The sequence below is a fragment of the Nitratireductor sp. WH36-1 genome (assembly GCF_058725515.1).
In genome coordinates, this window is record NZ_JBZXDP010000002.1 from 543,677 (window position 1) to 558,821 (window position 15,145).

The 15,145-nt window shown below is 62.0% G+C and carries 12 protein-coding genes; 10 read left to right on the forward strand and 2 right to left on the reverse strand.

Going from position 1 to position 15,145, the window contains the following annotated elements:
* Positions 1 to 10: 10 nt before the first annotated feature.
* Positions 11 to 571: a TetR/AcrR family transcriptional regulator gene (locus tag AC4PTT_RS21675; RefSeq protein ID WP_113156400.1), complete on the reverse strand. Its 561-nt coding sequence runs from the start codon at positions 569 to 571 to the stop codon at positions 11 to 13.
* A 174-nt stretch (positions 572 to 745) separates the two neighbouring features.
* Between AC4PTT_RS21675 and AC4PTT_RS21680 the strand changes: the two genes are divergently transcribed.
* From AC4PTT_RS21680 to AC4PTT_RS21690, 3 genes are all read left to right on the forward strand, one after another.
* Entirely contained in the window at positions 746 to 1,930 is a 1,185-nt protein-coding gene (locus tag AC4PTT_RS21680; RefSeq protein WP_206548932.1) for an efflux RND transporter periplasmic adaptor subunit, read from the forward strand.
* Positions 1,927 to 5,013 carry an efflux RND transporter permease subunit gene (locus AC4PTT_RS21685; protein WP_113157088.1) on the forward strand — a complete coding sequence of 1,029 codons (3,087 nt, stop codon included), beginning with the start codon at positions 1,927 to 1,929 and terminating at the stop codon, positions 5,011 to 5,013. The genes AC4PTT_RS21680 and AC4PTT_RS21685 overlap by 4 nt, the downstream gene beginning before the upstream one ends.
* A gap of 226 nt (positions 5,014 to 5,239) precedes the next feature.
* On the forward strand, positions 5,240 to 5,650 hold the full coding sequence (locus AC4PTT_RS21690; RefSeq protein ID WP_113157087.1) for a DUF4168 domain-containing protein: 411 nt from the start codon (positions 5,240 to 5,242) through the stop codon (positions 5,648 to 5,650).
* Between the two features lie 28 nt (positions 5,651 to 5,678).
* Here the strand turns inward: AC4PTT_RS21690 and AC4PTT_RS21695 are convergent, their stop codons facing one another.
* Entirely contained in the window at positions 5,679 to 6,323 is a 645-nt protein-coding gene (locus tag AC4PTT_RS21695) for a GntR family transcriptional regulator (protein WP_224873312.1), read from the reverse strand.
* Positions 6,324 to 6,584: 261 nt separating this feature from the next.
* Here AC4PTT_RS21695 and AC4PTT_RS21700 point away from each other — a divergent pair, with 261 nt between their 5' ends.
* The 7 genes from AC4PTT_RS21700 to AC4PTT_RS21730 all read left to right on the forward strand — a co-directional run bounded on the left by AC4PTT_RS21700 (position 6,585) and on the right by AC4PTT_RS21730 (position 15,139).
* Positions 6,585 to 7,364, forward strand: a complete 780-nt coding sequence (locus AC4PTT_RS21700; protein WP_113157085.1) for a class II aldolase/adducin family protein — start codon at positions 6,585 to 6,587, stop codon at positions 7,362 to 7,364.
* A gap of 71 nt (positions 7,365 to 7,435) precedes the next feature.
* Positions 7,436 to 8,983 carry an ABC transporter substrate-binding protein gene (locus tag AC4PTT_RS21705; RefSeq protein WP_297559122.1) on the forward strand — a complete coding sequence of 516 codons (1,548 nt, stop codon included), beginning with the start codon at positions 7,436 to 7,438 and terminating at the stop codon, positions 8,981 to 8,983.
* A 76-nt stretch (positions 8,984 to 9,059) separates the two neighbouring features.
* Positions 9,060 to 10,028, forward strand: coding sequence for an ABC transporter permease (locus AC4PTT_RS21710; protein WP_113157083.1), 969 nt, complete (start codon positions 9,060 to 9,062; stop codon positions 10,026 to 10,028).
* On the forward strand, positions 10,028 to 10,867 hold the full coding sequence (locus tag AC4PTT_RS21715; protein ID WP_113157164.1) for an ABC transporter permease: 840 nt from the start codon (positions 10,028 to 10,030) through the stop codon (positions 10,865 to 10,867). Before AC4PTT_RS21710 ends, AC4PTT_RS21715 begins: the two co-directional genes overlap by 1 nt.
* Before the next feature lie 9 nt (positions 10,868 to 10,876).
* Entirely contained in the window at positions 10,877 to 12,499 is a 1,623-nt protein-coding gene (locus AC4PTT_RS21720) for an ABC transporter ATP-binding protein (protein ID WP_492162716.1), read from the forward strand.
* A gap of 380 nt (positions 12,500 to 12,879) precedes the next feature.
* Positions 12,880 to 14,181 carry an ArgE/DapE family deacylase gene (locus AC4PTT_RS21725; RefSeq protein ID WP_206995834.1) on the forward strand — a complete coding sequence of 434 codons (1,302 nt, stop codon included), beginning with the start codon at positions 12,880 to 12,882 and terminating at the stop codon, positions 14,179 to 14,181.
* Positions 14,174 to 15,139, forward strand: a complete 966-nt coding sequence (locus tag AC4PTT_RS21730; RefSeq protein WP_492162717.1) for an NAD(P)-dependent oxidoreductase — start codon at positions 14,174 to 14,176, stop codon at positions 15,137 to 15,139. Before AC4PTT_RS21725 ends, AC4PTT_RS21730 begins: the two co-directional genes overlap by 8 nt.
* Positions 15,140 to 15,145 lie beyond the last annotated feature (6 nt).

The window sequence follows — 15,145 nt, forward strand, 5'->3', positions numbered from 1 at the left end:
TGAAAACGACTCAGGCTGGCTGTGGCGTCTGGCCGTCGAGCATGCCGCGCAGGGCGGCGACCGTTTCGGAAATTTCCTGATTGTTCACCACGTTGATGGAAAGCAGCTCCATCGCCCGGACGCCATGCACGACGAGAAGGGTGATGACGGCCAGCGCGGGGTCGCTTGCCGTGGCGCGCATCTGGTCCAGAATCTCACGCTCATAGGCCTGCACCGGTTTTAGAAAATCCGGGTTCTCGGCAAGGGCGGCCAGCAGGCCGGAGGGCGGCGGCTGGCACTTCTTGCGGTCATCGACAAAGAGATCGAGATAGGCATGGACGCCGCCATTGGCGCCGCCTTCGTGATGCTTCTGGCGCTCCTGAAAGCGCTCATATTCTTCGGAAACGAACTCTTCCACCATGGCTTCGAACAGCTTCGCCTTGCTGGAAAAATGATAGAGCAGGCCGCCCTTGGAAACGCCTGCCCGCGCTGCGACCGCGTCGAGCGACATGTTCCCGGCGCCGGCCTCACGGACAATCTCCGCCGCCGCCGCCAGGATCTTTTCCCGCGCCCCTGAGCCTGTTCTGGCCACAACAATTATCCTGTGTCTTGACAATACCGTCCAGACGGTACAGTAAATGCGCCGCAGTTTGCAAGCCAGGATCGTGACCATCCCCACTTGTGGGTGAACAGCAACGTCGCTATCTCCGCCATTCTTATGTAAGCGAACCATTATTTTTCAGATACGCCTTCGGGGGCCGACGACATGATCAAGCGTCTTCTTATTGCCATTGTCCTGCTTGCGGTTCTCGCAGGCGGAATAGTCGGCTTCAACATGTTCCGAGATCAGGCGATCGAGCAGTTCTTCGCGAACATGCCCGTTCCCACCGTGACGGTTTCCACCGTGGAAGCGGAAGAGGCCAGGTGGACGCCCAGCATTGAAGCCATTGGCACGGTTAATGCCAATCAGGGTGTCGACCTGACCGTGGAGACCACGGGCATCGTCACCGACATCCTCTTCGAGGCAAACCAGCAGGTGGAGAAGGACCAGATCCTTCTGCAGCTCGAGGATAATGTGCAGCAGGCCGACTTAAGCGCCTCGCGCACACAGGCCGCCCTCGACAAGCAGGCGCTCGACCGCGCCCGCGAACTGCGCAGCCGTGGTGTCAGCTCCGGCGCTTCGCTGGACAATGCCGAAGCCGCCGCCCAGGCATCCGCCGCACAGGTGGAGAAGGCAGAAGCCGTGGTGCAGCAGCGCCAGCTTCGCGCGCCTTTCAGCGGCACGATCGGCATCCCGCGCGTTGATCGCGGTCAGTATCTTTCGCCGGGCACGATTGTCGCCACGCTGCAGGACACCGAGACCATGCGCGCCGACTTCACCGTTCCCGAGCAGCGCCTTGGCCTTCTGAAGATCGGTCAGCCGGTTCGCCTGTGGCTGAACTCCGGCAATGACGTGTTTGAAGGCACGATCACCGGTATCGATCCCAAGGTTGACCCGTCGAGCCGCCTCGTTTCGGTGCGCGCCCGCATCGACAACACCGCTGGCAAGCTCACCCCCGGCCAGTTCGTTCAGGTTGGCGTGATCCTGCCGGAAGAAGACGGCGTCATTTCGCTGCCGCAGACGGCCGTCGTCACCAGCCTCTACGGCGATTACGTGTACGCGGTTCGCAAGCCGAAGGACGCCGGGGAAGGCGATGAAGAGAAACTGGAGACCCGCCAGGTCTTCGTCAAGGTTGGCCGTCGCTCCGGCGACCGTATCGAGATCAGCTCCGGCGTCGAGCCGGGCGACATCATCGTGACCGCAGGCCAGAACCGTCTCTCCAACGGAACGCCGGTGAAGATCGACAACCAGATCAACCCTGGCGCCCCTGGCACCCCGGGCGCTCAGAACGCCGCGACCGAAGACACCAACGCCGAAGACAGCAAGGCTGAAGAGGCAGCGGACAAATGAGTTTTTCTGACATCTTCATACGCCGACCGGTCCTTTCGACCGTTCTCGGCCTCATGATCCTGCTGCTTGGCTTCCAGGGCCTTTTCAATCTCCAGGTGCGTCAGTACCCGGAGGTTGAGGAGACGGTTATCACCGTCACCACGATTTATCCCGGCGCGAGCGCCGATTTGATTCAGGGCTTCATCACGGCCCCGATCGCGCGTGCGGTCGCGACGACCGAGAATGTTGACTATGTCACCTCTCAGAGCCGTCCGTCCGCCAGCACGATCAGCGTGAAGATGCGCCTCGGATCGGATCCGGACGTCGCGCTGACCGAGGTCATGTCCAAGGTGCAGGAGGTGCGCAGCGATCTGCCGCCGGACGCCAAGGACCCGACCATCGTCAAGGGAACGGGCATGCAGTTCGCCACCATGTATCTGGCGATGCAGAACCCGAACATGACGAGCGAGCAGCTCACCGAATATATTGAACGCGTCATCCGTCCGCGCATGTCCACGATCCCCGGCGTTGCCGAGGTTCAGGTCATGGGTGCGGCGGAATACTCGATGCGCGTGTGGATCGATCCCGTGCGCCTTGCGGCGCGCAAGCTGACGGCGGCTGAAGTGCTGGCCGGCATTCGGGCATCGAACTTCCTTGCCGCTCCCGGCAAGACGGAGAATGACTACGTCTCCTACGCCATCCAGATGGAATCCACTCTTCAGACGCCGGAAGCCTTTGGCGCGATGCCGCTCAAGGCCGTCGGTGACGAGGTCGTTCGCCTGCGTGATGTTGCGGATGTGGAGCTGGCAGCCGAAAGCACCGACACGCGCGTGAACTTCAACGGGCAGCCGGGCACCTTTATCGGCGTCTTCCCGTCGCCGAGCGCAAACCCGCTCGACGTGTCGGCAGCAGTGCTCACCGAACTGCCGTCCATTCAGGACAGCCTGCCCGAGGGCATGACCATTGAAGTCCTCTATGATGCGACCGATTCCATCAGCGCGTCCATCGAGGAAGTGTTCAAGACGATCATGGAAGCGGTGCTGATCGTTATCGTCATCGTTCTTCTGTTCCTCGGCTCGTTCCGCTCCGTTCTCATGCCGATCATCACGATCCCGCTTTCGCTGATCGGCGTCTGTTTCGTGCTGTTCGCGCTCGGTTACTCGATCAACCTTCTGTCGCTTCTGGCCATGGTTCTGGCCATCGGTCTGGTGGTGGATGACGCCATCGTCGTGGTGGAGAACATCCACCGTCACATCGAGGAGGGGCTTTCGCCCCGCCGCGCCGCCTTTGTCGGCATGAAGGAGATCACCGGCCCGGTCATCGCCATGACCATCACGCTGGCAGCCGTGTTCGCACCGCTCACCTTCATCGGCGGTCTGACCGGCTCGCTGTTCCGCGAATTCGCCATGACGCTGGCGGGTGCGGTGGTGATCTCGGGCATCGTCGCGCTGACGATCACGCCGATGATGTCGGCGCGCATTCTGAAGCGCGGCAACCACAGCCGCTTCCAGAAGATCGTCGACAGCACGTTTGACCGGCTGGCGAACTTCTATGAGAGGATCGTCAAGGGGTCGCTCAACTATCGCCCGATCACCGTTCTGGTGGTGCTGGTTCTTGTCGGGCTCAGCGGGTTCATGTTCATGAACACGTCCAGCGAACTTGCGCCGGAAGAAGATGAAGGCGCTCTGTTCTCGCTGGTCACTGCGCCTCCTTACGCGACGAGCGATTACACCACGCTCTACACCGACCAGATGCGTGAGCTGACCAAGGATCTGCCCGAACTCAAGGCCAACTTCTCGATTGTCGGCATTGGCGGACAGACCAATTCGGGCATCGCGCTCTGGGCGTTCAAGGACTGGGCCGACCGTGAGCGGTCGCAGAAGGAAATCCAGCAGGATATCCAGCAGCGGCTTTCCGGCATCGCCGGCGTTCAGGCTCTGGTCTTCGCGCCGCCTTCGCTTCCCGGCGCGGGTGGTGGCCTGCCGATCTCGCTCGTCATCCAGTCGACCGACGACTCGTCCCGCGTCTACGAAGTTGCCGAGAAGATCAAGGCGGAAGCCGAGGCTTCGGGCCGCTTCATCGTCGTGCAGAACTCGCTCGCCTACGATGCGCAGCAGGTTGTCGTGACGGTGGACCGTGATCGCGCGGCCGCGCTCAACCTTCCGGTGAGCGACATCGGCAGCACGCTCAGCCTGCTTGTCGGCAGCGGATCGGTCGCGCAGTTCGACCGCGATTCCAACAGCTACGACATCATCATGCAGGTGCCGCAGGAATACCGGAACAACCCCGAGCGTCTGGGCGACTTCTTCGTGCGCAGCGCAACGGGCGAAATGGTTCCTCTCTCGGCGGTGATCACCGTGTCGACCGATGTGGCGGCTGCGGCCATCGAGCAGTTCAACCAGCTCAACTCCGCGACGATTTCGGCGCTTCCGGTGCCGGGTGTTTCGACGGGTGACGGACTGGCCGTGATCGAAGATATTGCCCGGAGCACCATTCCGGACGGCTTCTTCATCGAATATTCCGGCCAGTCACGCCTGGAGGTGGAGCAGGGCAACACGATCGTGATTGCCTTCTCGCTCGCCATCGTGGTGATCTATCTGGTGCTTGCGGCGCAGTTTGAAAGCTTCCGCGATCCGCTCATCATCCTGATGACCGTGCCGCTGTCGATCTTCGGCGCGCTCCTGCCGCTCAACCTCGGCCTTTCGACGTTGAACATCTACACGCAGGTGGGCCTGATCACGCTGATCGGCCTCATCACCAAGCACGGCATTCTGATGGTGGAGTTCGCCAACCAGCAGCGTGAAGAGCATGGCATGTCGCGCCATGAGGCGATCATCGCCTCGGCCAAGGTGCGTCTGCGCCCGATCCTGATGACCACCGCCGCCATGGCGCTGGGCGTCGTGCCGCTCATCCTCGCGGATGGTGCGGGTGCCGCGGCGCGTTACTCGATGGGTCTGGTCATCTTCACCGGCCTGATCATCGGCACCATGTTCACGCTGTTCGTGGTTCCGATGTTCTACACCTACATTTCGAAGGCGCAGCTGGTTCAGGAAGAAGATGATCATCCAGACCAGCAAATACAGCCCGCTCCGGCGGGCCACTAGAACGCCATTCCAAACAAAAAGATTTGCCCCGCTTCGGCGGGGCTTTTCTTTGGTTGCATCAGAAGACTCATTTTTTGTTTTTCCCGGCAATCCGAATTGATTGGGCGGGTGCGGCGTCTTCTTTCTTCTCGCCACATTCTTCATGAGGGTGGCAGCCGGGATGAACCCGGGGTCGGGCCATGCATGGTCCCTCGTGGAGGGACACCCGAAAGGAAGGAGTTCCAGTATGATTCTTCGCACCAGGCTGCGCACTGCCGCCACCGCAATTGCCTTTACCGCCAGTGCGGCCGTGTTTTCACCGGCCATGGCGCAGGATGCGGTTCCGTCACCTTCGCCGGCTCCGCAGGCGCAGACGCAGTCGTTCGACGATCAGAAGCTGCAGGCCTTCACGGTCGCGTTTCTCGCCGTCAGCGACGTGAAGGAGCAATACACCAAGCGTTTCCAGGGCGCGTCTTCCGACAATGACAAGCAGCAGGTTCAGGCGGAAGCCACACAGCAGATGGAGCAGGCCGTGGAGAAGACCGACGGCATCTCGGTCGATGAGTACAACCAGATCATCCAGTCCGCACAGACGGATGAGGCGCTGGCCCAGAAGCTGAACGGAATGATCGGTGAGACGGCCAAGGCCCGCAACTGATTGCATTCCATGAAAGGAGAGGGCGCTTTCAGGCGCCCTTTTCTATCTCATGGAACAAGGCGACGACTTCGTCGCGGGCGACCGCGATGTGATATCGAAGGGCCTCGCGCAGCTCTTCTCCGTCGCGCTTCTTGAGCGCTTCCATGATTGGCTCATGCGTTTCAGCCATGCGCTGCGGATCGTCATAGAGCTTGCCGATCAGCGTGATGCCGGCGCGCATTTCCATCGCCAGTTCGTCATAGACTTTCAAAAGGCGCGCATTGCCGCCGGCCTTGCAGAGCATGCGGTGAAAGGTGAAATCCTCGAACATCTGCGTTTCGAGGGAGGCCTGGCTGCCCTTCTGGTTCTGGTAGAGCAGGCTGAGCTGCGCCTCCAGACCGGCGATATCGGCTTCGGTGGCGCGTTCCACGGCGAGACAGCCCGCATGAAGCTCCAGACCGATTCTCAACTCATAGATGTCGCGCATCTCGGTGGCGTTGAAGGTGCGGACGAAGAAGCCGCGCCTCGGAGAGAAGGTGACGAGCCCCTGGCTTTCCAGTAGCCGGGCGGCTTCACGCACCGGCGCGCGGCTGGTGCCAAACTCCCGCGATAACTGCAATTCGGTCAGGCGTTCGCCCGGCTTCAACTGGCCGGCGACAATCGCCGCAGTGATCTGCCGGGCGATCTGTGTCACCAGATCTGTCGTTGAAACTTCCGAGAACAAGCTCACGCATACCGTCCGTGCATCTGGTTAGGCCACCCTGCCAATTGCCACCAGGGCGGGTAGCCGCGGCTGGGAGTATGGCACCATCAATGACGATTGTCGACAATTGACACTTACCCCCGCCTGTGTTTGCCTAGATGCTTCTTGCACGGCTCTGAGGGGAGTCCTTTGGCAAGACAAGGCGCCGGCAGGGCCAAAGCCCGCAGGCGCACAGAAAGCAGGGAGAACTGGATGAGCGCACAGCCGCAGCTTGTCGCCGATACCGACATTCAACAGCCGCAAGAGCGAATCGAGCTGGCCGCCGCCTATCGGCTGGTCGCGCACTACAATCTTGACGACAGCATTTTCACGCACATTTCGGCGCGCGCGCCGGAAAATGAAGGCGAGCACGCCTTTCTGATCAATCCGTTTGGCCTGCGCTTTGACGAGGTGACGGCTTCCAATCTCGTTACCGTCGACATCAATGGCGACATTCTGCGCGACAGCTATGGCGCGGGCATCAACAAGGCCGGCTTCACCATTCACAGCGCCGTTCACGCCGCGCGCCCCGACGTGCACTGCGTTCTGCACACGCACACGGTCGCGGGCGTTGCGATCTCCTCCATGGAGGAGGGCATCCTGCCGCTGAACCAGTGGTCGCTGCAGTTCCACAACCGCATCGCCTTCCACGACTATGAGGGCATTGCGCTGGATCTGGACGAGCGCGAACGGCTCGTTGCCGATCTCGGTGACCGCAATGCGATGATCCTGCGCAATCACGGTTTGCTCACCTGCGGCCGCACGGTGGGCGAGGCGTTTGCGCTGATGTTCAACATGGAGCGCGCCTGCCGCGCCCAGCTTGCGATCATGTCTTCCGGCGGCAAGCCGGTGCGGGTGAATGAGGAACTCGCCGAAAAGACCGCCCGTCAATACGAAGGGTGGGACAAGCACCACGCCGGCAACAAGCCGGACCCGCAATGGGAGGCGTTCCAGCGCCTTGCCATCAAGCACTATCCCGACCTCGTTACCTGAGGCCAATCCATTTTCCGGTGCGGGCAAAGGAGAACGCCCGGCGCCAGTCAGCAAGAAGGGGAACAATAGCCATGCTGAAACGACTGACCCTACTCGCCGCCGCCTTCATGGTTACAACCGCGCTGCACGCCGAGCCCGTTACGGGTGGGCGCGCCAATGTGGTGATCCAGCCCGAACCGCCGAGCCTGATGCTGGGCCTCGTGCAGAACGGCCCGACCCAGATGGTCGCCGGCCAGATCTATGAAGGCCTTCTGCGCTATGACGAAAAGCTGCAGCCCATGCCGCAGCTCGCCAAGTCCTGGGAAGTTTCCGAGGACGGCCTGACCTACACGTTCAACCTGCATGACAACGTCAAATGGCATGACGGTGAACCTTTCACCTCCGCTGACGTCGTGTTCTCCGCCGATGTGTTCCTGCGTGAAACCCATGCGCGCCTGCGCACCTCGCTGGAGCATGTGGAATCCATCACCGCGCCCGACGACACCACTGTCGTCTTCAAGCTGAAGCAGCCTTTCGGTCCCTTCCTCGGCATTTTCGAGGCCGGCACCATGCCGATGGTTCCCAAGCACATCTATGAAGGCACGGAGTACAAGAGCAACCCGGCCAACAACACGCCGATCGGCACCGGTCCGTTCAAGTTCGCGGAATGGGAGAAGGGTTCGCACATCCTGCTCACCAAGTTCGAGGACTATTACGAGGACGGCAAGCCGTATCTCGACGAGATCTACTGGCATGTGATCCCGGATGCAGCCTCGCGCGCCGTTGCCTACGAAACCGGCGTGGTCGACATCCTGCCCGGCGGCTCGGTCGAGAATTTCGACGTGCAGCGCATCGCCGACATGGAGAACACCTGCATCACCGACAAGGGCTGGGAGTATTTCGGTCCGCTGTCGTGGATGTGGCTGAACAACCGCGAAGGCCCGACCGCCGACAAGCGCTTCCGCCAGGCCGTCATGTACGCCATGGACCGCAATTTCGCGCGTGATGCGCTTTGGAACGGTCTCGGCAAGGTTTCGACCGGTCCGGTCTCCTCGTCCACGCGCTTCTACACCGATGACGTGAACCAGTACGACTACGATCCGGAGAAGGCCAAGGCCCTGCTCGAAGAGATGGGTTATGACGGCGAGACCGTGCGTCTTCTGCCGCTGCCTTATGGCGAGACCTGGCAGCGCTGGGCCGAAGCCGTGAAACAAAACCTCGGCGAGGTCGGCATCGATGTCGAGATCGTCTCCACCGATGTGGCCGGCTGGAACCAGAAGCTGGCCGAGTGGGACTACGACATGGCCTTCACCTATCTCTACCAGTACGGTGATCCGGCACTTGGCGTCGCCCGCAGCTACATTTCCACGAACATTGCGAAGGGTTCGCAGTGGAACAATGTCGAGGGCTACGAAAACAAGGAGGTCGACGACCTCTTCGCCAAGGCTGCGGTGGCCGTGACAGCCGAAGAGCGCCAGAAGCTCTACGACGAGGTTCAGCAGAAACTGGTGGACGATGTGCCGGTGGCCTGGCTCCTCGAGCTCGGTTTCCCGACCATCTACCGCTGTAACGTGAAGGATCTCGTCACCACCGCCATTGGCGTGAATGACGGCTTCAAGGACACCTATATCGAAAAATAGGTCGTCACCCTGATCCGGATGCGCGGGCCAGACCGTCCGCGCATCCCTGCCTTGATTCTGATCCTGCAGGGGCTCGATGCTACGCTTCATACTCATGCGCCTGGGCAAGGCGGCGATCATCCTGATCGCCATCCTGACGCTCAATTTCTTCCTGATCCACGCCGCCCCCGGCGATCCGGCCGCCGTCATGGCGGGCGAAGCGGGTGCTGCCGACGCCAAGTTCATCGCCCAGCTGCGTGAACAGTTCGGCCTCGACAAGCCACTGCTGACCCAGCTCGGGATTTACCTGAAGGGCGTGCTGCAGTTCGATCTCGGCTATTCCTATCGGCAGCAGATGCCCGTCGCGGACCTGATCCTCGACCGTCTGCCTGCCACACTGCTTCTGACGATGACGGCCTTCGTCATCTCGCTGGTGCTCGGCACCGCAGCCGGCGTTCTCGCCTCGGCGCGTGTCGGCAAATGGTCGGACACGGCCATCTCCACGCTGGCGCTGCTCTTCTACGCGACCCCGCTCTACTGGGCCGCGCTGATGGCGGTGCTTCTGTTCTCCGTCTATTTCAACTGGCTTCCGGGCTTCGGCTACGAAACGGTCGGCGCGAACTACACCGGCTTCCGTCGTGCGCTCGACATCGGCCAGCACCTGATCCTGCCGGCCACCACGCTCGGCCTGTTCTTCATGGCGGTCTATATGCGCATGACGCGCGCCTCCATGCTGGAGGTCAGCCAGCTCGACTTCGTGAAGACGGCGCGCGCCAAGGGCCTGAAATCGGGCATCATCCAGCGTCGCCACATCTTCCGCAACGCCATGCTTCCGGTGGTGACGCTCGCGGGCCTTCAGGCCGGCCAGCTGGTTGGCGGCGCGGTTCTGACCGAAACCGTTTTCGCGTGGCCGGGCATCGGACGCCTGATGTTCGAGGCGCTCGCCCAGCGCGACTACAATCTGCTTCTTGGCGTGTTCTTCGTGTCCGCCGCCATGGTGCTCGTGTTCAACCTCATCACCGACATTCTCTATCGGTTCGTTGACCCAAGAATCCGGGTGGCATGATGGCTGATTTCTGGAAACGTTTCTCACGCAATCGCGGCGCCGTGATCGGCCTTGCGATCCTCGCCATCGTCGTTCTCGTGGCGATCCTTGCGCCGCTTCTGTTCCCGCAGTCGCCCTGGCGCATGGTGCAGCGGCCCTTCCTGCCGCCCTTCGCCATGGACCAGTATCCGCTGGGCACCGATGCGCTCGGCCGCAATGTCATTTCGGGCCTTGCCTATGGTGCACAGGTTTCGCTTCTGGTCGGCCTCGTCTCGACAGTGGCTGCCCTTCTGATCGGCATTCCGATCGGGGCGCTCGCCGGCTATTTCGGCGGCTGGGCGGATGATGCGCTGATGCGCTTCACCGAGTTCTTCCAGACCGTGCCGAGCTTCGCTCTGGCCATCGTTCTGGTCGCCATTTTCGAACCGTCGATCCAGTCGATCATCGCCGCCATCGCCATTGTGAGCTGGCCGCCGGTCGCCCGTCTTGTACGCGGCGAGGTGCTGTCGCTGCGCTCACGCGAATATGTGGAAGCGGCGATCCTTTCCGGCCAGACGAGCCTGACGATCATTCTCAGGCAGGTTCTGCCCAACACGATCTCGCCCATCATCGTGCTTGCATCGCTGATGGTGGCAACCGCGATCCTGCTGGAATCCTCGCTGTCCTTCCTCGGGCTCGGTGATCCGAACCTGATGTCCTGGGGCTACATGATCGGCGCTGCGCGCACGGTCATCCGCCAGGCCTGGTGGCTCTCCTTCTTCCCCGGCGTTGCCATCCTGCTCACCGTTCTGGCGCTCAACCTGATCGGTGAGGGCCTGAATGACGCGCTCAATCCCCGCCTTGCGCGGCGTGGCAAATAGGAGGGCGCGATGAAAGACCCAGTGCTCAGCATCAAGAACCTCAAGATCGCGCTGCCGGAAGGCGCCGACCGCGACTTCGCCGTCGATGATGTGACCTATGATCTGTTTCCCGGCGAAATCCTCTGCATTGTCGGTGAATCGGGTTCCGGCAAATCCATGTCGGCCAATGCCGCGATGGGCCTGCTGCCCGATCTGGTGCGGCCGGTCGGCGGCGAGATCATCTTCGACGGCACGGATGTTCTGAAACTGTCCGAAGCCGAGATGATGGATTTGCGCGGCAAGAAGATCGCCATGATCTTTCAGGAGCCCATGTCGGCCCTCAACCCGCTGATGCGGGTGGAAGATCAGATCGCGGAAGTGTTCGAGGCGCATGGTCTGCTTACGCCGAAGGAACGCGCTGCCCGCGCCATCGAACTTCTGACGGAAGTGGGCATTCCCGATCCGCAGAAGGCTGCGCGCGCCTATCCGTTCCAGCTTTCGGGCGGCCAGCGCCAGCGCGTCATGATCGCCATGGCGCTTGCGCTCGAACCGCGCATCCTGATCGCCGACGAGCCGACCACTGCGCTCGACGTGACGACGCAGGCGCAGATCCTTGAGCTGATCCGCAATCTGCAGGAAAAGCACGGCATGGCGGTGATGTTCATCACTCATGATTTTGGTGTGGTGGCCGAAATCGCGGACCGCGTGGCCGTGATGCAGTATGGCAAGATCGTCGAGGCGGGAACCGCTGACGCGGTGCTGGACAATCCGCAGCACGAATATACGCGGAAGCTGATCGCTGCGATCCCGAAACTTGCGGCCGAAGAGGCCGAAGCACCGGTGGGCAAGACGCCGATCCTTGAGGTGGAGGGGCTCAACAAGACCTATGTCACCGGTGGCGGCCTGTTCTTCTCCAAGCCGCGCGTCGTGCATGCGGTCAACGATGTGAACCTCACCCTCTGCGAAGGCGAAACGCTCGGCATTGTGGGCGAATCCGGTTCTGGAAAGTCCAGTGTCGGGCGCTGTCTGGTGCGACTGATGCAGCCGGATTCCGGCACGGTGAAGCTTGCAGGTCATGACATGGCGCAGCTTTCCGGCGATGCGCTGCGCGAGGCGCGCAAGTCGATCCAGATGATTTTCCAGGACCCCTACGCTTCGCTGAACCCGCGCTCCAAGGTGGGGCGCATCATCGCCGAGGGGCCGATGGCGCACGGGGTTTCCAAACAGGAAGCCTATGCCCGCGCGGTCAAGCTTCTGGAACTGGTGGATCTCGATGCGCTTGCCATCGACCGCTATCCGCACGAGTTTTCAGGCGGCCAGCGCCAGCGCATCGGCATCGCCCGCGCGCTGGCACTGGAGCCGCGCGTCATCATCGCCGACGAAGCGGTTTCCGCGCTGGACGTGTCGATCCAGGCGCAGGTGCTCGATCTTCTGGCCGATCTGAAAGAGCGGCTGAACCTGGCTCTTATCTTCATCACCCACGATCTGCGGGTCGCCGCACAGATCTGCGACCGCATCGCAGTGATGCAGAAGGGCAAGGTGGTGGAGATGGGACCGGCGCACGCCATCTTCAACAATCCGCAGAGCGACTACACCCGGACCCTGATCGAGGCCATTCCCGGCCGCGAGAAGGAGCTGGCGGCAGCGGGGTGAGAATGGTTGCTATGTGTGGCTGTGGCAGCGCGGTGCGTGCACCTTCCCCCGCCCTTCGACAGGCTCAGGATGAGGGAAGTGGCATGGAGAGGCTGGCGGGTGTGGCATCGGGTGCCGACATCCCGGCCGAAGCGTTTTCCCCAACCCTCCCCATGCTCTCATCACTGTCACCAGCCCTGAGCCGGTTCTCACCAACACCAACACCAGCGCTCAGCCAGCTATCACCGCCACAAGCCCTCATCCTGAGCCTGTCGAAGGGCGAGGGCGGGATGACGCGCGCAGGCATTCGACGTTCTGCTGCTGCACGACCTGTAACGGTGGGAGAAGCAGCGCGCACCATCTCCCACCATCCTCAATACTAATCTGCAGGAACCACCAACGTGGACGAACAACTGGCACAGAAGATCCTCGCCGCAGTCGAGGAAGGTTTTGAAGAGCAGATCGGCTTTACGGAAGACCTGATCCGTTTCCCCTCGCTGCGCGGCAAGGAAAAGCCCGCTCAGGAATTCGTGCACAAGGCGCTCGAAGCGCGCGGCTACGCGGTTGAGACCTTTCACATCGATGAAGACAAGATCAGGGATCATCCCGGTTTCTCGCCCGTGGCCGTCGATTATTCCGATGCGGTCAATGTGATTGCCACGCATGCGCCGCGCGTCGAGAAGGGCCGTTCGCTGATCCTCAACGGCCATATGGACGTTGTGCCGGAAGGCCCCCACGACATGTGGGAGGTTTCGCCGCCCTATGAGCCGAAGCGCGTGGGCGACTGGCTCTATGGGCGCGGCGGCGGCGACATGAAGGCCGGCATCGCGGCGAATATTTTCGCGCTCGACGCACTGCGTCGCATCGGCCTGCAGCCGGCGGCAAAAGTGCATGTGCAGAGCGTCGTTGAGGAGGAGTGCACCGGCAATGGCGCGCTCGCCTGTCTGGTGGAAGGCTATACGGCGGACGCCGCCATCATTCCCGAGCCGGAAGACGAAATGCTGGTGCGGGCCAACACCGGCGTTCTGTGGTTCGAGGTGAATGTGTCGGGCCATCCGGTGCATGTGCGCGAGGCCGGCACGGGCGCGAACGCCATCGAAGCGAGCTACCGCGTCATCGAGAGCCTGAAACGCCTGACCGAGGAATGGAACGCCGAAAAGGTGAACTATCCCTATTTCGAGGAACTCGATCACCCGATCAACTTCAATGTCGGCAAGATCGAGGGCGGCGACTGGGCGTCCACCGTTGCCGCATGGTGCAGGATTTCCTGCCGCATCGCCATCTATCCCGGCGACGACCCGAAGGACCGGGCAGCGCAGATCGAGGCGCATCTGGCGCGTGAGCTGGCCGATGATCCGTTTCTGGGCAACCGCCCGCCGGAGGTGATCTGGAACGGGTTCTTCGCGCGCGGCTACGTTCTGGAAGAAGGAACCGAGGCCGAGCAGGCGCTGGCCGAAGCCCATCGCAAGGCCACATCGAGCGAACTGAAAAGCTTCGTCACGCCGGGCTATCTCGATGCGCGGGTCTTCGTGATCTATGCCGGCATGCCGTGCCTCGTCTATGGCCCGATCACGGAGAACATCCACGGTTTCGACGAGCGCGTCAGCCTGTCGTCCATCAAGCGCGTGACGGGTGCGATTGCGCTTTTCATCGCCGACTGGTGCGGGGTCGAACCGATCGAGGAAGAGGCCGGCAATGGCTGAGCAGGACGTGATCGAGGGCGTCTTTCTCAGTGCCGCATACGATCTTCGGGAGATTTTCGCCGAGGCGCTGGCACCCCATGCAGACAAGATCCGGCTGCGCCATCCCCATGAGATCGACGATCCCGAAACGATCCGGTTCGCGCTGTGCTGGCGTCCTGCGGACGACGCCTTCCTGCCCTATCCAAATCTGCGGCTGGCAAGTTCCATCGCCGCCGGTGTCGACAGCATCATCAGCTGCCCGAGCCTGCCAGCCGATGCGCTGGTGACGCGTGTGCGCGACGAGGATCAGGGCGATGTCATGGCCGGTTTCGCGGCGTGGCACGTGGTCTGGCATCACCGCAACATGCGCCATCACATTGTACATGAAGCGAAGCATGAATGGGCGCGGCTGATCTCGGCAAAGATGAAGCCGCCACGGGAAACGCTCGTCGGCATTCTGGGTTTCGGCCTGATGGGCCGCGCCATCGCGCGCGCGGTGACAGCGATGGGGTTTCCCGTTGTTGCGGCCGTGCGCAACGCACCACGCGACGCCATGCCGGGTGTGCGTTTCGAAAGCGGGGAGGGGGCTGCCGAGCGGGTTGCCGAGCAGGCCGCCATCCTCATCAACGTGCTGCCTTTGACCGCGCAGACGCGCGGCCTTCTCGATCTCGATTTCTTCAATCGCATGCCCGTGGGCGCGGCGCTGATCCAGCTTGGGCGCGGGGAACATCTGATCGAGGCCGATCTTCTGAAGGCGCTCGACAGCGGACGCCTTTCCTCCGCCTCGCTCGACGTCTTCGACATCGAGCCGCTGCCGGCGGAGCATCCCTTCTGGGCGGATGAGCGCATTCTCGTCACGCCCCATCAGGCAAGCGACTGCTCACCCCGGCGCATGGCGGAACAACTCGCCCGCGCAGCCAGGGACGTGGTGGCAGGACGGATACCGGAAACGGTGGTCGACAGAGCCAACGGATATTGAAGGATG